The sequence below is a fragment of the Curtobacterium sp. PhB142 genome, from assembly GCF_004341255.1.
In the GTDB taxonomy this organism is placed as follows: domain Bacteria; phylum Actinomycetota; class Actinomycetes; order Actinomycetales; family Microbacteriaceae; genus Curtobacterium.
In genome coordinates this window covers 16930-39272 of record NZ_SLUT01000015.1, presented here as the reverse complement: position 1 = coordinate 39272, position 22343 = coordinate 16930, and the positions used below count along the sequence as shown (strand labels likewise).

General features: G+C 72.1%; 20 protein-coding genes. 10 read left to right on the top strand and 10 right to left on the bottom strand.

The genetic code is table 11. The features are described from left to right. Positions 1 to 76: 76 nt before the first annotated feature. Complete coding sequence (arr, locus tag EDF31_RS19115; protein ID WP_131847576.1) at positions 77 to 487, bottom strand: NAD(+)--rifampin ADP-ribosyltransferase; 411 nt, start codon at positions 485 to 487, stop codon at positions 77 to 79. A 98-nt stretch (positions 488 to 585) separates the two neighbouring features. On the opposite strand from arr, the gene EDF31_RS19110 reads away from it, so the two are divergent. The 3 genes from EDF31_RS19110 to EDF31_RS19100 all read left to right on the top strand — a co-directional run bounded on the left by EDF31_RS19110 (position 586) and on the right by EDF31_RS19100 (position 2966). Next, a complete protein-coding gene (locus tag EDF31_RS19110; protein WP_131847574.1) occupies positions 586 to 1518 on the top strand; it encodes an ABC transporter ATP-binding protein in 933 nt (310 codons plus the stop codon). After that, the gene (locus EDF31_RS19105; protein ID WP_131847572.1) at positions 1515 to 2378 is read left to right on the top strand and encodes an ABC transporter permease; all 864 of its coding nucleotides are present in this window, start codon (positions 1515 to 1517) and stop codon (positions 2376 to 2378) included. The genes EDF31_RS19110 and EDF31_RS19105 overlap by 4 nt, the downstream gene beginning before the upstream one ends. A 108-nt stretch (positions 2379 to 2486) precedes the next feature. Continuing rightward, positions 2487 to 2966 (top strand): hypothetical protein, encoded by a 480-nt coding sequence (locus EDF31_RS19100; protein WP_131847570.1) that lies wholly within the window; start codon positions 2487 to 2489, stop codon positions 2964 to 2966. Here EDF31_RS19100 and EDF31_RS19095 read toward each other — a convergent pair whose 3' ends face one another. Continuing rightward, positions 2967 to 3566 (bottom strand): dihydrofolate reductase family protein, encoded by a 600-nt coding sequence (locus tag EDF31_RS19095; RefSeq protein ID WP_123294920.1) that lies wholly within the window; start codon positions 3564 to 3566, stop codon positions 2967 to 2969. A 106-nt stretch (positions 3567 to 3672) separates the two neighbouring features. On the opposite strand from EDF31_RS19095, the gene EDF31_RS19090 reads away from it, so the two are divergent. The 3 genes from EDF31_RS19090 (at position 3673) to EDF31_RS19080 (ending at position 7812) form a co-directional block, all read left to right on the top strand. After that, positions 3673 to 5559: a family 43 glycosylhydrolase gene (locus EDF31_RS19090; protein ID WP_131847568.1), complete on the top strand. Its 1887-nt coding sequence runs from the start codon at positions 3673 to 3675 to the stop codon at positions 5557 to 5559. Between the two features lie 117 nt (positions 5560 to 5676). Continuing rightward, positions 5677 to 7110 (top strand): GAF domain-containing serine/threonine-protein kinase, encoded by a 1434-nt coding sequence (locus EDF31_RS19085; RefSeq protein WP_131847566.1) that lies wholly within the window; start codon positions 5677 to 5679, stop codon positions 7108 to 7110. Between the two features lie 483 nt (positions 7111 to 7593). Beyond that, entirely contained in the window at positions 7594 to 7812 is a 219-nt protein-coding gene (locus EDF31_RS19080) for a PLDc N-terminal domain-containing protein (RefSeq protein WP_131847564.1), read from the top strand. A gap of 271 nt (positions 7813 to 8083) precedes the next feature. On the opposite strand, the gene EDF31_RS19075 is transcribed toward EDF31_RS19080, so the two are convergent. The 6 genes from EDF31_RS19075 to EDF31_RS19050 all read right to left on the bottom strand — a co-directional run bounded on the left by EDF31_RS19075 (position 8084) and on the right by EDF31_RS19050 (position 15446). Further along, positions 8084 to 8566, bottom strand: coding sequence for a tetratricopeptide repeat protein (locus EDF31_RS19075; protein WP_123338400.1), 483 nt, complete (start codon positions 8564 to 8566; stop codon positions 8084 to 8086). Beyond that, a complete protein-coding gene (locus EDF31_RS19070) occupies positions 8563 to 10506 on the bottom strand; it encodes a DUF6807 family protein (RefSeq protein WP_131847562.1) in 1944 nt (647 codons plus the stop codon). Before EDF31_RS19070 ends, EDF31_RS19075 begins: the two co-directional genes overlap by 4 nt. Further along, positions 10503 to 12191, bottom strand: coding sequence for a hypothetical protein (locus tag EDF31_RS19065; RefSeq protein ID WP_131847560.1), 1689 nt, complete (start codon positions 12189 to 12191; stop codon positions 10503 to 10505). The genes EDF31_RS19070 and EDF31_RS19065 overlap by 4 nt, the downstream gene beginning before the upstream one ends. Further along, positions 12191 to 13114: a carbohydrate ABC transporter permease gene (locus tag EDF31_RS19060; protein ID WP_243650157.1), complete on the bottom strand. Its 924-nt coding sequence runs from the start codon at positions 13112 to 13114 to the stop codon at positions 12191 to 12193. Before EDF31_RS19060 ends, EDF31_RS19065 begins: the two co-directional genes overlap by 1 nt. Then, complete coding sequence (locus EDF31_RS19055) at positions 13111 to 14085, bottom strand: sugar ABC transporter permease (RefSeq protein ID WP_207895555.1); 975 nt, start codon at positions 14083 to 14085, stop codon at positions 13111 to 13113. Before EDF31_RS19055 ends, EDF31_RS19060 begins: the two co-directional genes overlap by 4 nt. An 80-nt stretch (positions 14086 to 14165) precedes the next feature. Further along, positions 14166 to 15446, bottom strand: coding sequence for an extracellular solute-binding protein (locus tag EDF31_RS19050; RefSeq protein WP_165901506.1), 1281 nt, complete (start codon positions 15444 to 15446; stop codon positions 14166 to 14168). 246 nt (positions 15447 to 15692) lie between these two features. On the opposite strand from EDF31_RS19050, the gene EDF31_RS19045 reads away from it, so the two are divergent. The 4 genes from EDF31_RS19045 to EDF31_RS19030 all read left to right on the top strand — a co-directional run bounded on the left by EDF31_RS19045 (position 15693) and on the right by EDF31_RS19030 (position 20601). After that, complete coding sequence (locus EDF31_RS19045) at positions 15693 to 16748, top strand: LacI family DNA-binding transcriptional regulator (RefSeq protein WP_131847558.1); 1056 nt, start codon at positions 15693 to 15695, stop codon at positions 16746 to 16748. A gap of 447 nt (positions 16749 to 17195) precedes the next feature. Continuing rightward, the gene (locus EDF31_RS19040; protein ID WP_243650168.1) at positions 17196 to 18398 is read left to right on the top strand and encodes a Gfo/Idh/MocA family oxidoreductase; all 1203 of its coding nucleotides are present in this window, start codon (positions 17196 to 17198) and stop codon (positions 18396 to 18398) included. Then, positions 18395 to 19699: a DUF993 family protein gene (locus EDF31_RS19035; RefSeq protein WP_131847554.1), complete on the top strand. Its 1305-nt coding sequence runs from the start codon at positions 18395 to 18397 to the stop codon at positions 19697 to 19699. Before EDF31_RS19040 ends, EDF31_RS19035 begins: the two co-directional genes overlap by 4 nt. After that, the gene (locus EDF31_RS19030) at positions 19696 to 20601 is read left to right on the top strand and encodes a sugar phosphate isomerase/epimerase family protein (RefSeq protein WP_131847552.1); all 906 of its coding nucleotides are present in this window, start codon (positions 19696 to 19698) and stop codon (positions 20599 to 20601) included. Before EDF31_RS19035 ends, EDF31_RS19030 begins: the two co-directional genes overlap by 4 nt. 22 nt (positions 20602 to 20623) lie before the next feature. Here EDF31_RS19030 and EDF31_RS19025 read toward each other — a convergent pair whose 3' ends face one another. Beyond that, positions 20624 to 21295 carry a class I SAM-dependent methyltransferase gene (locus EDF31_RS19025; protein ID WP_131847550.1) on the bottom strand — a complete coding sequence of 224 codons (672 nt, stop codon included), beginning with the start codon at positions 21293 to 21295 and terminating at the stop codon, positions 20624 to 20626. Between the two features lie 182 nt (positions 21296 to 21477). Next, positions 21478 to 22227: a FadR/GntR family transcriptional regulator gene (locus tag EDF31_RS19020; protein WP_111086527.1), complete on the bottom strand. Its 750-nt coding sequence runs from the start codon at positions 22225 to 22227 to the stop codon at positions 21478 to 21480. Between the last annotated feature and the right edge of the window lie 116 nt (positions 22228 to 22343).

The following is a 22343-nucleotide window of genomic DNA, read 5'->3' as shown; positions in this document are numbered from 1 at the left end:
GGGGCCCTGAGACCAGGGCGAAGCGGACGGGAGGCCCGTGGCGGCCCCGCCCCGCGCCTCCCGTCCGCCAGCCGGCTCAGTTGATGATCTCGCCGCGCTCGTTCGCGCGCAGTGCGGCCAGGCGCTCGTGCCAGAGGCGCAGCGCGTCGGGCGTGAGTCGGGGCCAGTCGGTGACCTCGCGGACGATCCGCACCGGTTCGGTGCTGCGGTAGGACCGGGTCGGGTTGCCGGGGAACTTCTTGTCGGTGACGTTGGGGTCGTCCTCGTACGGACCGGTCGGCGCGACCTCGTAGACCCGCGGTTCGGCGTCACCGGCGGCGAGCTCGGCCGCGAGCCCGGCGCCGTCGGAGACCGCCGTGAAGTAGACGTGGTTCATGACCACCTCGGGGCGGTAGTTCGACCGGAAGCCTGCGGTGAGCACGTCGCCCGGCTCGAGGTCGGCCTTGGTGCCGTGGAAGAACGGTCCGTCGTCCTGTGCCTGCTTCACGGCGACAGGCTACGCCGAGCGGGTCCGCCCCCAGGCACCTGACACATCCCCCTTCCGACGGACGCGCCGCCGGACACCGCTGCAATAGCGTGGCCGCCGTGATCGAAGTCAGCCACCTCACCAAACAGTACGGTCCGAAGACCGCCGTGGACGACGTCTCGTTCGTCGTCCGACCCGGCAGTGTGACCGGCTTCCTGGGGCCGAACGGCGCCGGGAAGTCCACCACGATGCGCATGATCATGGGCCTCGACCGGCCCACGGCGGGGAGCGCGACGGTGAACGGCCAGCCGTACACGACGTTCCGCGACCCGCTCCGACAGGTCGGTGCCCTGCTCGAGGCGAAGGCGGTCCACTCGGGCCGCAGCGCCTACAACCACCTCCTCTCGCTCGCGGCGACCCACGGCATCCCGAAGGCCCGCGTGCACGAGGTCATCGACATGACCGGCCTCGAGTCGGTCGCGAAGAAGCGCGTCGGCGGGTTCTCGCTCGGCATGGGGCAGCGTCTGGGAATCGCTGCCGCACTGCTCGGCGACCCGAAGACCCTGATCCTCGACGAGCCCGTCAACGGCCTCGACCCCGACGGCGTCCTGTGGGTCCGGCAGCTCGCCCGCCGGATGGCCGCCGACGGTCGCACCGTGTTCCTGTCCAGCCACCTGATGAGCGAGATGGCGCAGACCGCCGACCGCGTGGTCGTGCTCGGCCGCGGCAAGGTCCTCGCCGACGCCCCGATCGCCGAGTTCGTCGCCGGTGGGGGAGTCGCACCGGGCACCGCTGGCGGTGGCAGCCGGGTCATCGTCCGGACGCCGTCGCCCGACCAGCTGTTCCAGGCCATCGGCCCGAACGCGACCGTCACCCCGCGCGAGGACGGCACCTTCCTGGTCGTCGGTCCCGACGCACCGACGGTCGGCAACATCGCCGCCCAGGCCGGGGTCGCACTGCACGAACTCACCCCGACCGGCGCGAGCCTGGAGGAGGCCTACATGGCCCTCACCCGCGACGACGTCGAGTACCGATCGGAGGGCACCCGATGAGCGCCACCACCCCGCCCGTCACCCGGACACACTCGGCTTCCGTGCCGGACTCGGTCCGCCTGTCGTTCCCGCACCTGGTCCGCAGCGAGTGGATCAAGCTCCGCAGCATCCGGTCGACGATCTGGTGCTTCGCGATCCTGGCCGTGTTGACGATCGGCATGGCCGGGCTGCTCGGCGCCTTCGTCGACCTGCCCGCGAACTCCCCGCAGGACGTCGCGAACGGCAGCTTCGTGAGCATCAACACCACGGGCGTCTCGCTCAGTGCGCTCGTCGTCGGTGTGCTCGGCGTGCTCATCATCACCGGCGAGTACGGCACCGGTCAGGTCCGCTCGACCTTCACCGCTGACCCCCGTCGCACGGGCGTGATCCTCGCGAAGGCGACCGTCCTCGCGCTGACGACCTTCGTCGTGAGCGTGGTGTCGACCTGGATCGGCGTGGTGCTGTCGGCGCTGCTCCTGGCCTCCGACGGCACGAGCCCGCAGATCGGCGACCCGTCGGTGTTCATGCCGATCCTCGGCTCGTCGGTGTACGTGACGCTCCTCGCGCTGCTCGCCTACGGCATCGGGCTGTTCGTCCGGTCCAGCGCCGGTGGCATCGCGATCACGCTCGGCATCCTGCTCGTGCTGCCGGTGATCCTGTCGCTCGTGGCCGGGCTGCTGAACGCCGAGTGGATCGGTGACGTGTTCAAGTTCCTGCCCGACCAGGCCGGCAGCCAGCTCTTCGCGTACTCCTACGACGGCCAGGAAGCCAGTCAGGACGACATCGTCCTGAACGGCTGGGGCGGCTTCGGTGTCCTGGCGGGCGAGGTGCTCGTCGTGGGTGCACTCGCGTTGACGGTCGCACGTCGACGCGACGTCTGACCCGACTGACTGCGCACGCGTCCTGCGACGTCCCACCTGTCGATCGACAGGTGGGACGTCGCTCGTTGCACACGCATCGACTGACCCAGGCGTAGCTAAGCTCGCACCGTGCGACACCTCCCCGCCCTGGTCCTGCCGGCGCTCGCCGTCATGGCCCTGCTCGCCGGCTGCACGTCGGCGCCGCCCGTCGACGAGCAAGCGCTCGCCAAGTGGAAGACGCAGCAGGAGGCGAGGACCGAGACCGAGGATGCGGTCCTCGGGGTGCTGAGCGCCGACACGAGCCCCGGCGACGAGGACCCCGCCCATCTCGAGCCCGGCGTCCGCGTGCAGTTCCCGGACTCCCGGACGATCGACCACCTCGAGTTCTCCTGCTACGGCAACGGGCACATGCGTGGCATCGTGCGGACGGTGCTGCCGGGCGGATCGCAGAGCATCGAACTCGATCCGATGGACTGCCGCGACAGCCCGCACCAGATCGAACTGTCATCGAGCAAGGACGTCGACAGCGTCGCGTTCAACGACTTCGACAGCGACCGGCCGAGCGCCTGGCGACTCGTCATCTTCGGTCCAGGGCCCTCGGGGGAGTGACTACCGCAGCACCTGGTAGCGGTGCAGCGTGACACCGTTGTGGTACTCCCGCTGCTCGAGCAGGTCCAGCAGCACCGGCGGTCGCACGCCCGTCGCCGGCGGGTCGAACAGCGGCCGACCGGCGCCGAGCACCGCGGGGTGCGTGTAGAGCAACAGCTCGTCGAGCAGCCCCGCGTCGAGCAACTGCGTCGCGAGGTTCGGGCCGCCGACGCCGATGTCGCCCTCCGACTCCTCACGCAGGACGGCGAGCTGCGCGATGGCGTCGTCGCCCCCGATGACCCGGGTGTTGTGGTCGGCGCTGGTCCGGGTGCGCGAGACCAGGACCTTCGGCTGGTCGGTCCAGACCTCGCCGTACTCGCGCATGAACGCCGGCATCGACTCGTCGGTGCGGGCGTCCGGCCAGAACGGGTCCATCATGTCGCGGACGACCCGCCCCTCGACGGACAGGGTCATCGCCGCGGCGCGGGCGTTGAACTCACGGTGCAGCGGCTCGTCGATCCGCATCCACTCGGGCCCCTCGACGTCGCCGAGTTCGCCCTCGTCACGCTCGACGAAGCCGTCGATCGACACGTTCATCCAGTACACGAACCTCGCGGGCATCGCTGACTCCTTCGTCGCGCGGAACCGGACGGAACCGTCCCGGTCCGCTGCCCGCGAGCGTACGCTCGCGCACGCAGCCCTTCCTCGACGATGAGAGCAGGACCCCGTGCGCCGAACAGTCGCAACCATCCTCGCCGTCGCGACGCTCACGGCGGTCGCGGCCACGGGCCTCCCGGTCGGCCCCGCCGCGGCGTCCACGCCCGTGGCGGACCGGACCACCGGACACAGCGGCGCGGCGGCGCCGACCCACCGGAACCCGGTCGCGCTCAGCCTGCCCGACGGCGAGACGGCGGCGAGCTGCGCCGACCCGACCGCGATCCGCGGCGTCGGGCGCGACCGCAACTGGTACCTGTACTGCACGACCGACGCGTTGACGGCGACGGAGCAGAACGCCGACGGGTCGCTCGTGCAGCACGGTGTGCCGACCTACCGGTCGACCGACCTGACGCACTGGACGTACGTGAACGACGCGTTCCCGACGCGACCGGCGTGGGTGGGGTCCGCCAACGGGATCTGGGCGCCGGACGTCGTGTACCGCGCGGGCGACCGCGGTCGCGCGGGCACCTGGTACCTGTACTACGCCGCGTCCGACACGCCCTCGGCATCGGCACCGACCGGCGGGGGATCCGCGGTCGGCGTCGCGACGAGCTCGAGCCCGACCGGTCCGTGGAAGGACTCCGGCGGCCCGGTCGTGGCACCGCAGACCGCCGCGAACGGCACCGGGGCGCGCTGGGCGTTCGACCCCGAGGTCATCACCGACAAGGGCACCACGTACCTGTACTTCGGCAGCTACTTCGGCGGCGTCAACGTCCGCACGCTCAGCGCCGACGGACTCCGCTCCGACCCCGCGAGCGAGCGGCAGATCGCGATCGACAACCGGTACGAGGGCGCGTACTTGATGCGCCACGACGGCTGGTGGTACTTCACGGGCTCCGCCACGAACTGCTGCAACGGCGCCCTGACCGGGTACGGCGTCTTCGTCGCCCGGTCGCGCAGCCCCCTCGGACCCTTCACCGACCGGGACGGTGTCGCGATCACGAGCACCCGGGTCGGCGGGACACCCCTCCTCGCGCAGAACGGCAACCGCTGGGTCGGCACCGGGCACAACACCGTGGTCACCGATCTCGCCGGCCAGGACTGGATCATCTACCACGCGGTCGACCGCGGCGACCCGTACTACGCGGGGCAGCCGACGTACACGAAGCGGCCGGCACTCATCGACCCGCTCGACTGGCGGCACGGCTGGCCCGTCGTGCGGGGCGGAGCGGGGCCGTCCGACACGGTGCAGCCGGGGCCGGTCGCACAGCCGGGGCAGCGCGCGACCTACCGGGCGACCACCGCACCGGTCGACGTTCCCGGACGGACCATCCGTGCGCTGTCGACGTCGTTCGACGGGTCCACGCTCCCCACGGCGCTCCGCTGGACCCGTGAACCCGACCGCTCGACCTGGACCGTCGGCGGCGGCACGTTCCGCTGGCAGACGCAGGACGCCGACATCCACCCGCCGGCGACGCCACTCGCCTCGGTCCTGTCCGAACCGGCGCCGCGAGGCGACTACGTGCTGCAGACGACCGTCGCGGTGGACAGCCCCGCCACCGGCGACGGCGTGAACTACGTGCAGGGCGGACTGATCGTGTGGGGCGACGACGGGAACTACGTCCGGCTGACGTCGAACTCGATCTTCAACACCCGGCAGACGGAGTTCGGCAAGCAGGTGTCCGGGCAACCGGCTGGGGCGCCGAGCTACGGCAACACGGTCGTCGGACCGGTCGGGGACACCACCACGCTCCGGATCGTGCACCGGGTCGCCGGCGGGGAGCACCGGTACACGGCCTACACGAGCGTCGACGGGCGGCACTTCGTCCGAGGCGGGACCTGGACGGCGGACCTCGGGAGCGCGCCGAGGATCGGGCTCATCTCGCTCGGCGGTGCCGGGTTCACGAGCACGTTCGAGGACCTGCGGGTGAGCACGGTGGCGACGCACCGGCGGTGACGGTCTGACGTGCCGCGCACGTCGGCGCCGTTCAGCCGGAGAACGCCGCGGGCCCCCACGATCCCCGTCGGGATGGGAGGATGCACCGACGCCTGCCCGCACCGAGAACGAGGTTCGATGAGTCCGACCGAGGACACCCAGTCCGCGGCCCCACTGCTCGACGGGCGCTACCGACTCGAACACGCCATCGGCCAAGGCGGCATGTCCGTCGTGTACCGCGGCATCGACGAGAGCCTGCACCGCCCCGTCGCCGTCAAGGTGTTCCACGCCGGCACGGTCGACATCGCCCGGCAAGAGGCCGAACTCGGCGTGCTCGCCTCGCTCGAGCACCACAACCTCGTCAGCCTGCTCGACACCGGCGTCGTCACCGGCCACGACGGCACCCACCAGCGGTACCTCGTGATGGCGCTGGTCGTCGGCCAGGACCTCGAGGAACGCCTCGCCGTCGGCCCGCTCGCCTCCCGCCACATCGCCGAGATCGGCTACGACATGGCCGAGGCGCTGCACTACATCCACAGCCACGGCGTCGTGCACCGCGACATCAAGCCGTCGAACATCCTGCTCGTCGACTACGGCCACGACTCCGACCGTGCCCGCGCGCGGCTCACCGACTTCGGCATCGCGCTCGCCGCGGGCGTCGAACGCATGACCGCCGACGGCGTCACCACCGGCACCGCCGCCTACCTGAGCCCCGAGCAGGCCCGCGGCGGTGACGTCGGGAGCCCGAGCGACGTCTACTCCCTCGGCCTCGTGCTGCTGCAGTGCTTCACCCGCCGCCGCGAGTTCCCCGGCTCGCTCGTCGAGTCCGCGGTCGCCCGGCTGTCCCGCGACCCGGTCGTGCCCGAGCCACTGCCCGAGCACTGGAAGCAGCTGCTCCGTGCGATGACCGCACAGGACCCGGCTGCGCGCCCCGCCGGCGCCGAGCTGGTCACGATGCTGCGCGACGTCGTCATGACCGAGACCGCCGGCACCGACCACGTCGTGGACACCACGGCCGCGGCTCCGACCGCCGCTGCCGGTGCGGCGCGAGCCGACGCCGACACGGCCCGTCCGGCGACGCTCGACACCCTGCCCGACGAGGCCCTGCACCGCACGACCGCGGTGGCCGCCCGCCTGTTCGACGCGCCCATCGCCCTGGTCGAGGTGCTCGACGAGGACCGCGCCTGGTCGCAGTCGTACATCGCCGAGGGCGTCGACGAAGCAGCGCGCAACATCAACTTCGGCAACGGCTTCGCGCCCGTCGCTGTCCCCGTCGTCATCCCGGACGGGTCGATCCACCCCGACATGCAGCACAGCCCGCTCGTCACCGGCGCGCTCGGCATCAGGTTCTACGTGAGCGTGCCGCTCGTGCGGCACGACGGCGTCCCGATCGGCACCCTCGCGGTGCTCGACACGAAGCCGCGGCAGGCGACCGAAGCCGACCTCGCCAACCTGCACGACCTGGCCGCCCTCGCGGTCACGCAGCTCGAGATCCGGCAGGAGTCGCTCCGCACGACGAGCGACTCCCTGCCGGTCGCGCAGGCGGTCCCGCAGGAGGGCGCGCGGCCCTAGACGGTCGCCGCTGACGGACGGGAGGCCCGGTGCGGGCCCGCCCCGCGCCTCCCGCCCGCCCTACGGTCGCGTCTCGTGCGTCGGTCCCGCCCACGGACGGCTGCCTGCCTGCCCGCCCGCCTGCCCGCGCGCGTCCCGCAGGCCCGCTCGCTCGCCCGGTCGGCGCGCGCTGGACGCCGAGCGGGCGAAATACCGGGGTTGTGCGCCCCGCGACCCGGGCATTTCGCCCGCTCGCGGTCGCATGCCGCAACTCGCATGCATCCGGTGGAATACGAGTGCTCGTTCGTGCGAGCGGGCGAAATGCCGGGGTGAGGAGCCGGCCGGCCGGGGTATTTCGCCCGTTCGCGGGAGTGGCGAGACATTGCGGGTGCGGGAACGGTGGCGCGGTGACACCTGGACGGGAGGTGGCGTGGGCGGCGGCGTCGGCCCTACTGTCGGTTCGTTGCGCGGCAGCGGCCGCCACGGAGGGATCGCACTGTGTTCATGGACCTGTCCGAGTCGCACGTGTTCGTGCTCCTGCTGATGCTGACCCTCGAGGTCCTCGCGATCGTGCAGGTCTGGCGTGACCGTCGGCGCACGCTCGTGGTCAAGGTCCTCTGGACGCTCGTGATCCTCGCACTGCCGGTCATCGGCGTGCTGGGCTGGGCCGTCAACTGGCTGCTCGGCAAGGCTGCAGAAGCGCTGCAGCGACGGAACGCCTGACCGCCGATCCCGGCTGATCGGGCACTGCCCCTATCGGTTCAGGCCGCGCAGGCGCATGCTGTGCGAGGTAACGGAACCCGAATCCGCAAGTGGTCGAAGCACGATCGACCCGTGGGGAGGGAGCGCCTCTCTGGGCCTCTGTCGAGCGTCGACGCTTCCTTCCTGTCCTGCCCCGCAGCTCGTCCCGCCGCGATTCGGGTGTCGCGACCGGACGGGAGGGACGTCCTCGTCCCCGCGAGCCGGGCACTCACCGTCGCCCGGCTCGTGCAGTTCACTCAGTGAGGGCCGCTGCGTAGGCGCGGACCGAGCGGTGGTAGCGGGGGAGTGTCGGTTCGACGGCCTCGATCGCGACACGGAGCGCCTCATCGTGACGGCCCGCGCTGTGCAGGGCGAGCGCGAGGAACACCTTCGGCGCGGCACCGGTGGACGGGTGTTCCGGGGCGTCGCGGAGCATCGCGATGGCCTCGTCGACACGGTCGAGGTTCCGCAGGGTCGAGGCGTGCTGCACGACCATCTGCGCTGCACGGGCGGGATCGACGTCGGCGAGTCCCGCGGCGGTGGCGGCTGCGTAGTGGACGTCGGCCTCGGCCTCGTGGCCGCCGGAGTCGTTCGCGCCGCCGAGTTCGAACGCGCCGAGGGCCGGGTGCGGCGCAGCGTCGGCGAGTTCGCGCATGCGGTCGATGCGCTGCTGGTCGTCGATCGTGTCATCGGCCCAGAGTGCGGCGACGCGGGCTTCCCAGTCTGCGGTGCTCATCGGTCCAGCGTATTGCCGCCCGGCGTCGCACCGTCGGCGAACGTCGCGCCGTCGGTGATCGTGGCGCGGTAGGACCGGACGAGCGGGACACCGGGGTGCACGAGCGCCGGCGCACGCCAGGCGAGGGCCGAACCGATCGCCGGGTACTCGGCGACCCGGACGAACCAGGGATCGCGGTGGTCGAGCGCTTCGAGCCGGATCGTCGCAGGCGCTCCCTCGAACACCGCCGACCACTCCACCCAGGGCGAGACCGAGCCGTGCACCGCCGCCTCGCCCTGCGCGTCAGCGGTCCGGACGGCCACGTCGGTGCAGTCGGCGAAGCGCCAGAAGAACCCGCCGTACCCGGCGCCGACCCGGCCGTTGCTGCCCGGACCGCCGAGGTGCACGACGGCGTCGCCGGGGGTTCGGAACGAGGACGACCAGGTCAGCTCCCACCCGGAGTCGACGGCGCGCCAGGCGAGGGTGCGGTCCTCGTGCAGGACGACCGTGTGGTCGGGGCCGCGCCAGACGAGTTCCTGGACCGTGCCGCCGCCGTGCGGGGCTGGGTGCTGCTCGGCACGCACGACGTCGACGCGGCCGTGGTCGTCGCGCCACACGTAGCCCGGACCGTGCACGTAGGTGCGGCCGCCCCAGCAGTTCACGCCGTCGACGTCGGGGATCGCGACCCCGACACCGCAGTGCCAGTCGTGGTCGGCCGGGTGGTGGGCGCTCAGGACGGTGCCGCCGAGGGTCCGCACGGGGTGCAGGTACGGGCGCGGGGACGACGTCGCGATGGTCCCGGAGCCGTCGAGTTCCGTGGCCACCGCGGCCCCGCTGACGCGCAGGACCTGCAGCACCTCGTCGCGGGCGGTGTGGGCCCAGGGCGCGCCGACCTCGGAGAACAACGCTCGTGCGTCGGCGGCGCGGTCGACGATCGCCTCGACGTCGGCGACGAGCGGACGACGGGCAGGCCCCTCGCCCTCCCACGTCACCCAGGGGTGGTCGATGCGGACGGGCTCGGCGGCACGGACGGCCTCGAGCACCTCGACGAACGCACCCGTGGAGACCAGGGGGACGAGCAGATCGTCGCCGCGGGACCGGTGGGCGAGCAGGTTCTCGAGCAGGTCCGTCCGGCCGAGCGTCTGGGTGGTGTCGCCGACGGTGACCTCGTCGGCCGTGTAGTGCAGCACGGCGCTCCCGGCGGTGCCGCGGACTCGAACGGTCGGCAGGACCTCGGACGGAGCGCAGAGGGTCAGGGCGGCGGTGGCTTCGAGCCCGGCGCTGGTCGTGACCCGGACGGCCGAGGTGTCGTCGCCCTCGATGTCGTTCGCCCGGAACAGCTCGACCTCGACGCGCCTGACGTCGGACGCCCGACGGCAGCCGACGAGCGCCAGGGCCGTCGCGACCGCGTGGGCGAGCGGGTTCGTCACGACGCCGTCGAGGACGTCGACGCCCTGGACCCGACGCCGTCCGGCCCAGGCGGAGCGGTCCCAGTACGCCTGGTTCCGCGTCCACGTGCCGACGGCCGCGGCGGAGCGGACCGGACCGACGAGCGACCCGTCACGGAACGCCGGCAGCGCCTCGGACCCGAGGCTCTGGAACCCGACCTGCACGACGCGGCCGGTGCGCTGCTCGGCGTCGACCAGGGTGTCGAGCGCGTCGCGGGTGGTCACCGGGGGCTTCTCGAGCAGGACGTCGGCACCGGCCTCGAGGGCAGCGAGCGCCAGCGGCAGGTGCGCGGCGATCGGGGCAGCGATGACGACGACGTCGACCGGGCCGTGGTCGCGCGCTGCCACGACGTCGGCCACGACGACCGCCCCGTCGTCGGTGCTGGTGCCCAGCGTGGGGTCGACGACGGCGGTCAGCGTGCAGACCCCCGCGGCGACGAGCCGGTCGATGTTCGCCCGGTGGTGCAGGCCGTAACCACGCGCACCGACGAGCACCACGCCGGGGAGGGTCATCGAGCGGTGCCGATCACGATGCGCGTCGTGCCGGGGGAGCGCCCGGTGACGTGGACGTGCTCGCCGTCCGGTCGGTCGGTGCCGCCGAGGAACGCGTAGTCCTGTCCGGGCGCGTAGAACGCTGGCTGGGTCGGGCCGCTGCCGTTGCCGGCCCCGAAGGACACGGCGTCGTCGCCGACACGGTAGGTGCCGGTCCCGTCGGCGAGGACGGTCTCCCCGGTCGCGGCGTCGGTGCTCACACCCGTGAACGTACCCCCGCCGCGGAACGTCAGCTGGAGCGACCACGGCACGTCGGCGCCCTCGGTCGCCACGTCGAGCGAGACCGCGTCCGGCGTGATGGTGACGTCGACCGTCGTGGTGAGGGAGACGGTGTCCGCCGCGCGCGCACCGAAGGACATCGACGCTGAGAACCGGCCCTCGTCACCGAGCGCGTACGCGCCGTCGGTCCGTCGAGCCGCGGTGGGCAAGGGCTGGTGGTACCCGGCGGACACGGTCTCGGCGAGCCGGTACCGCCCGTCGCCGAGGGACTCCAGTGAGGTCGGACGGAACGGTCCGAGCCCGAAGAACTCCCGCGACAGCCGGACGTCGGACAGCACGACCGAGCCGGCACCGGCGAACACGCGCAGGAACGTGGGGCTGTTCGCCAGGCCAGATCGGACGTGGCCCTGCGACGGCACGTCCGAGCCGGCGAACAGGACGACGCTACGGTCGGGTTCGCGGACATGAACGAGCCGGGCGTCGGCGAAGGAGTGCACGGCCGGTTCGAGCGGCGCACCGACGGGCAACGGACGGGCGAGCAGCGGATCCGTCATCGCGCGGGCGGCGACCGCACCGGGCTGCCACGTCTCGGCGACGGCGGCCCGGGCAGCGATGGCGGCGAGGTCGGCGCGGTCGTCGAGCACGGCCACGTGCCAGAGCAGGGGAGCGAACGCGCCGATGCCGAACGCCTGCGACTGGTCCTGGCGGCGGGACTGGACGGTCTCGACGGTGTCGTCGGGCAGCAGCAGCGCGAGGGTGGCGTCGAGCGACCGGCGGACGGGGTCGAACAGCTCCGGCCGGTCGAGCACCGAGGCGAGGACGAGGAACGACGGGCACGAGACGGCCGCCGCGTAGTTCGGGCTGCGCTCGGACCACAGCCCGTCGGCGTCGATGTCCGCGCCCTCGGCGAGCCACTCCTCGATCCGCGCGACCAGCGCCGGTGCCGGGTGCAATCGGTGGATCCGGGCGAGCGCGGCCGAGACCTCCCACCGGTGGTTCGGCGTGTGCACGCCACCGGTGAGCAGCGCCGGCGTCGCACGGTGCACGATCCGGTCGAGGTCGTCGGCGAGCACCGCGGCCGCCGGGACCGACGCCCGGTACGGCGCGAGCAGCTCGAGGGCGTCGCAGACGTCGTTCACGGTGAACGCCGAGTCCGGCGGCGACAGCACGTTGTCGCCGCCGACGAACGTGCCGCCGGGGGACTGCCGGGCCGCGAGGTGTCGGACCCAGCCGTGCGCGGTGGCGAGGTCGTCGTCGGGAAGGCGATCGGGGCCTCCCGTCCGCTCCTTCCGGACCCACGCCCCGACCAGGGTGAGGGCACGCGCCATCAGTTCGCGGTGCTGGAGCGCAGCCGGATCGTCGTCGGCGAGCCGGAGGCGCGCGACGGCGGCGTCCGCGGCCGGGCCGACCGCGTCGAGGAACCCCATCAGTCCTTGAGTCCCGCGTTGAGGTCCGCGCCGTTCACGTACTTCTGGAACACCAGGTAGATGAGCACGAGCGGGATGATCGAGATCACCGAGGCACCGAGCAGGACGGTCCAGTTGACGTTCTCGGCACCGACGATGCTCTGCAGTGCGATCTGGATCGTGAACTGGTGCGGGTCGTTGAGCACCAGCAGCGGCCAGATGTAGTCGTTCCACCGCCACTGGAACGAGAAGATCGCGAGCGTCAGCATGATCGGACGGGAGATCGGCAGCATGATCCGCCAGAAGATCCCGAACTCGCTCGCACCGTCGATGCGCGCGGCCTCGACCAGGTCGTCGGGCACCGTGATGAAGAACTGCCGGAACATGAAGATACCGGTCGCGGTGATGACCGACGGCACGATGATGCCGGCCAACGAGTCGTACATGCCGAGGTCGCGGATCACGATGAACGTCGGCGCGAGGATGACCTCGGTCGGCAGCATCGTCGTCGCCAGGATGCAGACGAAGAAGACCTTGAGCCACTTGTTGTCGTACTTCGCCAGGGCGTACCCGGTGGCGGCGCTCGCCAGCACGGTGAGCACGGTCGTGACCAGCGCGACGATGACGGTGTTGCCGAAGTAGCGGGCGAAGTCGTAGCTCGCCCACGCCTCGGTGAAGCCGCTGACCGACCAGTTCTTCGGCAGCAGGGTCAGCGGGTACGAGAACAGCTCGCCGCCGGGCTTGAAGGCGCTCAGCACGAACCAGAGGACCGGGAAGCCGAAGGCGATGATGAAGACCCAGAGCAGGGCGGTGGCGGCGATGGCCTTGGGACGGGGCGGGCCGTCGAGGCGCTTGGCCTTGGTCGTGCCCTTGCTCTTGCTCTTGCTCTTGGCCGTGTTGTCGGTTGCGGGTGCGCCGGGGGCGCTGGGCAGGGTGGCGGTCATCGACGGGCCTCCGTCCGACGGTTCACGGCCAGCTGGATGAGCGCGATGGCCATGAGGATGAGCATGAGGACCATCGACGCCGCGCTCGCGTAGCCGATGTGGGCGTTCTGGAACCCGTTCGTGTAGATGTACTGCACGAGCAGGTTGTTGTCGGTGCCGGGTCCGCCGCCGTTGAGCGCCTGGATGGTGGCGAACTCCTTGAACGCCCCGAGCGACGACAGCAGGATCACGATGAACGACGTCGGCGCGATGCTCGGCAGCGTGATGTACCGGAACTGGTGCCAGGCGCCGGCCCCGTCGAGGGACGCCGCCTCGTAGTACGACTGCGGCACGTTCCGGATCGCGGCGACGAACAGCAGCATGTTGAAGGCGGCTCCGGCCCACGCGGTGGCGAAGACCACCACGAGCAGCGAGAGGTCGGCGTTCGACTGCCACGGCACGGCCTTGCCACCGAGGGACTCGATGACGAAGTTCGCCAGGCCGAAGTTCTCGCCGAACATCCACCGCCAGATCACACCGGTGACGATCGGGGAGATGAGCCACGGCACGAAGAACACGATGCGTGCGACGCTCCGGCCCTTCGCCGCCGGACTCGTCAGCATCAGCGCCATCGACAGTGCGAGCACGAAGCCGAGCGGGACGGCGACGATCGCGTAGAGGAAGGTGCGCCCGAGGGCTGCGTAGAAGGTGTCGTCGGCGAAGAGCTCGAAGTAGTTCGCCAAGCCGATGAACTTCGGGTCGACGACGCCGTTGTAGTCGGTGAACGAGTAGCCGAGGCCGATGACGGCGGGCCACACGAAGAACACGACGAACAGGACGGCGTTGACGCTCACGAACAGGATCGGGGCGAGGACGGGCTTGCTGACGCCGGAGCGGCGGCGCTTCGTCGTCTTCGCGGCTCCGGGCCGGCGGGGCGGCACCGGGGTGGGGACGGCGGTCTGCACGTCACCGGCTGCGGTGGGGATGCTCACGATGATCCTCTTCGTTCGACGTGGTGCTGCTGTGGAAGGAGAGACAACGGGGCCGGACGCGTGCGCCCGACCCCGTTCCGTCAGCCGACGTGCTCCTCGTAGTACTTCGTGATCGTCTCGAGGGTCTTCTTGGCCGACTGCTGCCCGTTGATGAGCTTGCCGACCTCGGCCGTGGTGGGGTCGGTGCCGAGTTCCTTGCCCTCGACCGCCCACTTCGCGCTCTCCTTGGCGTAGGAGCTCGAGATCGGGTCGGCTGCGTCGATCTCCTTCTGGTACAGCGCGAAGGAGTCCTTGGCCGCCTGGGACTCGAACGGGTACTGGATGTCCAGCCCGGTCTCGACCGGCAGGAAGCCGTTCGTCGTCACGAGCTCGGCGTAGTTCGTCGGGTCGTACATGTAGTCGATGAACTTCTTCGCGGCGGCACCGCGGGCGTCCGAGTTCTCGAAGCCGACGATGTTGCCGCCGTAGTTGATCTCGGTGGCGTGGGTCGGGTCGGCCGGGGTGGCGGCACTCGCCCAGTCGAAGTCGGTGATGTTCGACGCGAAGTCCGACGACTGCCACACGCCCGAGAAGTACGCGACGACCTGACCGCTCTTGAACAGGGCGTTCGGGTCCTGACCGCTCGTCCACACCGACTTCGGCATGAGCGAGTCGTCGTTCATGTCGGCGAAGTCCTGCAGTGCGTCGACGGTCTTCGCGTCGGTCGGGAAGGAGCCGTCCTTCTCCTGCTGCATGAAGTCGGTGCCCTTGGTGAACATGTAGGCACGCAGACGCGACGGCGACGAGTCGAACACCATGTCGTACTTCGCGCCGGTCTTCGCCTTCACCTCGTCGGCGGCCGTGAGGAACTCGTCCCAGGTCCACGCCTTCGCGGGGTCGGTCGGGTAGTCGACGCCGGCCTTCTCGAACAGCGACTTGTTCACGAACAGGCCGGCAGCGGTGACGTCGGACGGGATCGAGGTGACCTTGCCGTCGTCGTCCTTCGCGATGATGTCCTGGTCGATCTTGTTCGCGTCGTCGTCGACGATCGAGGCCAGGTCGACGGTCTTGCCGGTCCAGATCGGGTCGATGCCGGCGGCGCGCACGACGTCGGGCAGCGAGTTCGCCTGGGCGGACTCGCGGAGCTTGGTCTGCAGCCCGTCGTACGGCAGGTTCACGATCTTGACCGTGACGCCGGTCTTCTCCTCGTACGCGGTGGCGAGGTCCTGGTAGCCCTTCTCCTGCGCGGTGGAGGTGGAGAGCCAGAAGGTCAGCTGATCGACCTTGCCGCCGTCGCCGGAGCTGCCGGAGGCACAGCCGCTCAACAGGGCCAGTGCGGCGATGCCGCCGGCGAGCGCGAGCATTCTCTTGGATGACTTCATCGTCACTGCTTTCGTTCGGGACCACTGGCGTCTGCCGTGGGCGAGCGTTCGGGGTGTCTCGGCCGAGGACCCCAGGTCTACACGACGTGAGCGCTCATGGCAAGCGCTTTCCTGCGCGATGTTCTGACAATGTGACCAGCCGTCTCGGAAGGCCGCGCCGGCGGCGCGGACGCTGGTCGGGCCTCCCGGGAAATCGCTATCCTCACCACAGACCGCGCACGGCGCGGACCGGACTGGAGGCACGACATGCCCGAGCGAGGCACCGTCACCCTGGCCGACGTGGCCGAGCTCGCAGGCGTGTCGCTCGCGACCGCCTCGCGGGCGCTGAACGGCAGCACGCGGAAGGTCCGACCGGAGTCGGTGGACCGTGTGCAGGCCGCCGCCCACGAGCTCCGGTACACCGCCAACGTGCAGGCGCAGGCGGTCGCTCGCGGGACCACCACGACCCTGGCGCTCGTCGTCGGCGACATCGCCGACCCCTACTTCGCCGCGATCGCCGCCGGGGCGATCCGGGCTGCCGACGACGCCGGGCTCGTGGTGACGATCACCTCGACCGGCGGGGACCCCTCGCGCGAGGCCGCGGTGCTCGGGGTGGTCGCCGGACTCCGACCGCGGGCCGTGGTGCTCGCCGTGAGTCGTCGACTCGGTGCCCGGCAGACGTCGGGAGCGTCGGACTCCGCAGCTGCCGTCGGCGCGCTCGTCGCCGCCGGTGCCGGGGTGTCCGCGCTCGTGTCCGACCTCGACGGTGCCGCGGCCGGAGTGCCCGGCGTGCACGGGGTCGTCATCCGGAACCTCAGCGGTGCCGCGGCCCTGGCGGGAGCGCTCGTCGAGCAGGGGCACGACTCGTTCGCCGTCCTGTCCGGCGATCCGGACCTGGCCACGGCGCACGCGCGGGTCGAGGGCTTCGTCGCAGGACTCGCCGCCCACGGCATCCGGGTGCCGGACGACTCGGTGGTGCCGTCGGCGTTCACGCGCGACGGCGGGTACCAGGCGATGGTGACCCTGCTCGACCGGGCGGCGGGAGGCGCGTGGACGTTGCCGCGGTGCGTGTTCGCGGTCACCGACCTGATGGCGGTGGGGGCGGTCGCGGCGATCCGGGAGCGCGGGCTCGTCCCCGGGGTGGACGTCGGCGTCGCGGGGTTCGACGACGTGCAGATGCTCGCCGACGTCGTGCCGGCGCTCAGCACGGTGCGGCTCCCGCTCGAGGAGATCGGGGAGCGGGCGGTGCGGCGGGCGCTGGGGCTCGAGGCCGACGGTGCCATCGACGGCGAGGTCGTGCTGCGCGCGAGTACGGCGCGGTAGCGCGGCGGGGGCGGGGCGCGGGCGCGGCGCGGGTTGCGCTTCGCGGGCGCTTCGTGAGCAGAAAAGGTCGGGTCCGGCCCCGCCACTCGACCTTTTCTGCTCACTGAGTGCGGCGCCGGCGGCCGGTCGGGCTCGAGGGCGCGCGACACGCCGACGCTCGGGCGTCGAGGTTCCACAACGCGCCGCGGGTTCGGCGCCGAGGTTCCACGGAGTGCCGCCTGGCGCGCCGAGGTTCCGAGATCTCGGAACCTCGGGCGCGGGCCGCCGCAGCCGCAGCCGGAGCGCGCAGTCGGGCCCGGGCCGCGCGTGTGCGTTCGTGTTCGAGTACTACTGCAGCGCGCCGGGCGTGGTGTACCGTTCCGGGCAAGCGCTTTCCACCACGCGGAGAGCAGGCCACAGCGAGCAAGGGAGCACGCGTTGACCACCACGCGCACCATCGGCATCATCATGAACGGCGTCACCGGACGCATGGGCTACCGCCAGCACCTCGTCCGGTCGATCCTGGCCATCCGCGAGGACGGCGGACTCCGGCTGCCGGACGGCTCCCGCGTGCAGCTCGAACCGATCCTGGTCGGCCGCAACGCCGCGAAGCTCGAGGAGATCGCCACCCGCCACGGCCTCGAGCACTGGACGACCGACCTCGACGCCGCCCTCGCCGACCCGCGCTGGGACGTCTTCGCCGACTTCGCCGTCACGAGCGCCCGTGCCGATGCCCTGCGCAGGGCGATCGCCGCCGGCAAGGCGGTCTACACCGAGAAGCCGACCGCCGAGACCTCCTCGGAAGCGCTCGAACTCGCCCGACTGGCCGCCGAGGCCGGGGTGCCGAACGGCGTCGTGCACGACAAGCTCTACCTGCCCGGCCTCCGGAAGCTCCGCCGCCTCATCGACTCCGGGTTCTTCGGGAAGGTCCTCAGCGTCCGCGGCGAGTTCGGCTACTGGGTGTTCGAGGGGGACTGGCAGACCGCACAGCGCCCGAGCTGGAACTACCGGCAGCAGGACGGCGGCGGGATCGTCGTCGACATGTTCCCGCACTGGAACTACGTGCTCGAGCAGCTGTTCGGCCGCGTCGAGTCCGTGTACGCCCGCGCCGTCACCCACATCGAGCAGCGCACCGACGAGCAGGGTCACGAGTACCCGGCGACCGCGGACGACGCCGCCTACGGGGTCTTCGACCTGGCCGGCGGCATCACGGCGCAGATCAACTCGAGCTGGGCGGTCCGGGTCGACCGCGACGAGCTCGTCGAGTTCCAGGTCGACGGCACCCACGGCAGCGCCGTCGCGGGGCTGTTCGGCTGCCGCATCCAGCCCCGGACGGCGACGCCGAAGCCGGTGTGGAACCCGGACCTGAAGGACGACGGCGACTACAAGGCGCAGTGGCTCGAGGTCCCCGACAACGAGGTGTTCGGCAACGGGTTCCGCGCCCAGTGGGAGGACTTCCTGCAGGACCTGGTCGCCGGCCGCCCGCACCCCTACGACCTGCTCTCCGGTGCCCGCGGCGTGGCGCTGGCGGAGGCCGGCCTGCGGTCCAGCGCCGAGGGTCGACGCGTGGACCTGCCGGAGCTGCACCTGCCCACGGGAGCCGAGCCGCGCCTCCAGGTCGAGACGCCGGAGGTCGCCCAGCGCACCGAAACGGTCGGCGCACGCGCATGACCGACCTCACCCTCCTCGCCGCCGACGGCACGACCAGCCGGACGACCCTGAAGCCGCCGGCAGTCACGGCCGCCGCCAAGCCGACCGCGCCCCTGACTCAGCGCCTCGTCTACGCGGCCGCCCACGTCGTCCCGCGCGCCGCCGCCGACAACACCCCCGGCGCCCCGGCCGACCTCGACTGGGACGCCACCCTCGCGTTCCGCCACAACCTGTGGTCGTGGGGGCTGGGCGTTGCCGACGCGATGGACACCGCGCAGCGGAACATGGGCCTCGACCCGGCCGCGACGCGCGAGCTCATCACCCGCAGCGCCCGCGAGGCGCACTCCGTCGGCGGCCGCATCGTCGTCGGCGTGAACACCGACGACCTGCCGGACGACGGGGACGACCTGCCCACCGAGCAGCAGGTCGTCGACGCCTACGTCGCCCAGCTCCACCACGCCGAGGACGCCGGCGCCGGCGTCGTCCTGATGGCCAGCCGCCACCTGGCCCGACTCGCGCAGCGCGCAGACAGCGACAGCCCCAGCAGCAACGCCGCCGGCAGCACCTACCGCCGCGTCTACGGCCGGGTCATCGAGCGAGCGAGCGCCCCCGTCATCCTGCACTGGCTGGGGGAGGCCTTCGACCCAGCCCTCGCCGGCTACTTCGGCGGGCAGCAGGGGCCCGACACCGCGCTCGACATCATGCGCGACGCCGGGCCGAAGGTCTCCGGCATCAAGATGAGCCTGCTGAACGCCCGTGCCGAGGTCGCCCTCCGCTCCCAGCTGCCCGCGACCGCCCGGATGTTCACCGGCGACGACTTCCACTACGTGGACCTGATCGCCGGAGACCGGGCCGGAGACCGGGCCGGAGACCGGGCCGGAGACCGGGCCGGAGCACGGGGCCGAGCCCACTCCGACGCCCTCCTCGGCGCCTTCGCCGCCATCGCCCCCATCGCCTCCGCCGCCGTCCAGGCCCTGCCCGACGAGACCGCCTACCGCACCCTCCTCGCCCCCACCGAGGCGCTCTCCCGCCACGTCTTCAGCGCCCCGACCTGGCACTACAAGACCGGCATCGCGTTCCTCGCCTGGCTGAACGGCCACCAGCCCGCCTTCCAGATGGTCGGCGGCCAGCACGCCGGCCGCTCCCTGCCACACCTGTCCGAGACCATCCGGCTCGCGAACGCCTGCGGCGCCCTCGAACACCCGGACCTCGCCGCCACGCGCTGGCACGCGCTGCTCGCGGTGGCCGGCGTGGAGACACGGCCGACCGGGAGGCCCGGATCACCCACCGTCGACCGCACCGTCGCCGAGGTGGTCGCGTGACGACCGCGGCGGACGCCGTCACGCCGGTCCGGTCCGCCGGCGCTGCGCCGCATCCGCGGCTGTCGGTCAACCAGGCGACGATCAAGTACGCGCCGCTCCGGCAGGCGCTCGACACCGTGGCCGGGGCTGGCGTCGGAGCCATCGGCACCTGGCGGGAGCCCGTGGCCGAGGTCGGTCTCGCTGAGGCCGTCCGGATGGTCGCGGACTCCGGGCTCCGGGTGTCGTCGCACTGCCGCGGAGGCTTCTTCACCCTCCCGCCAGGCGCCGCGCGGCAGCGGGCGCTCGACGACAACCGCCGCGCGATCGACGAGGCCGCCGCCCTCGCCGCGGCCGGAGCCCGCGGTTCGGCGCCCGTGCTCGTGCTCGTCGCCGGGGGACTGCCCGAGGGGTCGCGCGACCTGGTCGACGCCCGGCGCCGGGTGGCCGACGCGCTCGCCGACCTGGTGCCGCACGCCCTCGACGCCGGTGTCCAGCTCGCCGTCGAGCCGCTGCACCCGATGTACGCCGCGGACCGTGCCGTGGTGTCGACGCTCGCGCAGGCGATCGACCTGGCGGCGCCGTTCCCGGCCGCTGCCGTGGGGGTCGTGGTCGACACGTTCCACGTGTGGTGGGACCCGGCACTCGCGGGGTCGATCGCCCGCGCCGGGGCTGCGGGGCGGATCGCGTCGTACCAGGTGTGCGACTGGACCACCCCGATCGCGGCGGACCCGCTGCTGTCGCGGAGCTACCCGGGGGACGGCCACGTCGACTTCGGGCCGGTGACGGACGCGGTGGTCGCTGCCGGCTACGCCGGTGACGTCGAGGTCGAGCTCTTCAACCAGGCGATCTGGGACACCCCGCCCGCCCAGGTGGTGGCCCGCGTCGTGCAGGCGTTCGACGCCGCGGTCCCGCTCCCGCGCTGATCGTCCGGCGCTGCAGCCGTCGTCAGCGCGCGCGGCGGACCAGCACCACGCTGTCGAGGACCTCGTGCGGGTCGCCGTCGGGAGTCGTCGCGGTGCGCGGCCGGAGTTCGGCGGCGACGACGTCCCACGAGCCGTCGAGCTGCAGGGCCGTCAGGTCTTCGTCGGGCGTCGGGAACCGGTACTCCCGCATCTCGGCCGGCAGGTCGTCGTGCGGTGGGGCGGCGTGCGCGGTGACGAGCAGGTGCCCGCCGACCGCGACGAACCCAGTCGCCCGGCGCAGGATCTCCGCGCGCGGGATCTCGACCGGCCACGACTGCAGGAACGACGCCGTCACCAGGTCGAAGCGCGCAGCCGTCTCCCACGTCGCGAGGTCGGCGGCGACGAACGCGGTCCGTTCCTCGAACCCGGCCGACACGGACGCCCGCGAACCGCGCTCGATCGCCGTCACCGACAGGTCGACCCCGAGTGCGTCCCAACCCTGCTCGGCGAGCCAGACGACGTCGCCGCCCTCACCGCAGCCGAGGTCGAGCGCGCGGCGCGCACCGCCGACCGGCGCCGTCGGCAGCGCCCCGCCGACGTCGGCCAGCACCGCGTTCACCCGACCCGACCAGATCCCGTCCCGCTCGGCGTACCGCTGCTCCCACCAGTCGCGGGCCGAGCCGACGCCATCGATGGTGGTCTCGTGTGCATGCATCCGCCCACTCCAGCGCACCCGCCGGGCCCGACCCAAGCCCTGTTGCCGCCCCGGCAACGTCGCACGGTGCGAGGCGGACCCGCACCGCGCCTCCCGGCCGTCCGATCGTGAGCAGAAGATGTCGGGTCGCCGCCACGGACCCGACCATTTCTGCTCACGAAGCGCACGCGCCGCGCTCCCCGCTACTCGGCGGGAGGGATGGGCTCCGCGTTCTCGATGCGGGCGCTCGCCGTGGCCATGTGCTCGTCCATCGCCCGCTGCACGGCGGGCACGTCGCCGGCCCGGAGCGCCTCGTAGATCGCGCGGTGTTCGTCGTAGGCGGCCTCGGTGGCCTGGCGGGTCTGCACGCGGCGACCGACCCACACGCTGAGCATCGAGCGCAGGCTCTGCAGCAGGTCGCCGAGCACGTCGTTCCCCGCGGCCCGGGCGAGCAGGACGTGGAAGCGGACGTCGGCGTCGATGAAGGCCTCGGGGTCGTCGAGGGTGGCCTCCTGCCGGACGAGGTACTCGCCGAGCTCCGCGACCTGCTCGGGCGTGGCGCGCTGCGCGGCGAGGATCGCGACCGTGCGCTCGAGCGACGACCGGACCTCGAGCAGCTCGCGGGTGCGGTTCGAGGCGAGCATGAGGCCCCACGACAGCGTCGTCGGCAGCAGGTCCGAGGTGCCGCCCTGCAGGTACGTGCCCGAGCCGGGCCGGATCTGCACGATGCCCAGGATCTCGAGGGCCGCCAGGGCCTCGCGCACGGCGGAGCGGCCGACACCGAGCCGTTCGGCCAGGATCCGCTCGGACGGCAGTCGCGAACCGGGGGCCAGCTCACCCGCGGTGAGCAGGGACACGAGCTGTCGGGCGACCTCGGAGGCGGGCGACCCCGCGGGCACGGACTCGAGTTCGAGTCGGATGTTGAGGGGATCGTCCGGGCTGAACGCGGGCATGCAGTGAGCGTACCGTTCGGTCAACCGGTTGGGCTTCGAGGCACTCGGGATGGTTTGGTCAACCGGTTGACAAGTCGGATTCGAATCCGCACACTGGACCAGGCGCACCGATGCGC

Coding starts and splice junctions, on each gene's coding strand:
- EDF31_RS19105 (WP_131847572.1), top strand. CDS start 1,515: ATGAGCGCCACCACCCCGCCCGTCACCCGGACACACTCGGCTTCCGTG.
- EDF31_RS19095 (WP_123294920.1), bottom strand. CDS start 3,566: ATGCCCGCGAGGTTCGTGTACTGGATGAACGTGTCGATCGACGGCTTC.
- EDF31_RS19085 (WP_131847566.1), top strand. CDS start 5,677: ATGAGTCCGACCGAGGACACCCAGTCCGCGGCCCCACTGCTCGACGGG.
- EDF31_RS19080 (WP_131847564.1), top strand. CDS start 7,594: ATGGACCTGTCCGAGTCGCACGTGTTCGTGCTCCTGCTGATGCTGACC.
- EDF31_RS19075 (WP_123338400.1), bottom strand. CDS start 8,566: ATGAGCACCGCAGACTGGGAAGCCCGCGTCGCCGCACTCTGGGCCGAT.
- EDF31_RS19070 (WP_131847562.1), bottom strand. CDS start 10,506: ATGACCCTCCCCGGCGTGGTGCTCGTCGGTGCGCGTGGTTACGGCCTG.
- EDF31_RS19065 (WP_131847560.1), bottom strand. CDS start 12,191: ATGGGGTTCCTCGACGCGGTCGGCCCGGCCGCGGACGCCGCCGTCGCG.
- EDF31_RS19060 (WP_243650157.1), bottom strand. CDS start 13,114: ATGACCGCCACCCTGCCCAGCGCCCCCGGCGCACCCGCAACCGACAAC.
- EDF31_RS19050 (WP_165901506.1), bottom strand. CDS start 15,446: ATGAAGTCATCCAAGAGAATGCTCGCGCTCGCCGGCGGCATCGCCGCA.
- EDF31_RS19045 (WP_131847558.1), top strand. CDS start 15,693: ATGCCCGAGCGAGGCACCGTCACCCTGGCCGACGTGGCCGAGCTCGCA.
- EDF31_RS19040 (WP_243650168.1), top strand. CDS start 17,196: ATGAACGGCGTCACCGGACGCATGGGCTACCGCCAGCACCTCGTCCGG.
- EDF31_RS19035 (WP_131847554.1), top strand. CDS start 18,395: ATGACCGACCTCACCCTCCTCGCCGCCGACGGCACGACCAGCCGGACG.
- EDF31_RS19025 (WP_131847550.1), bottom strand. CDS start 21,295: ATGCATGCACACGAGACCACCATCGATGGCGTCGGCTCGGCCCGCGAC.
- EDF31_RS19020 (WP_111086527.1), bottom strand. CDS start 22,227: ATGCCCGCGTTCAGCCCGGACGATCCCCTCAACATCCGACTCGAACTC.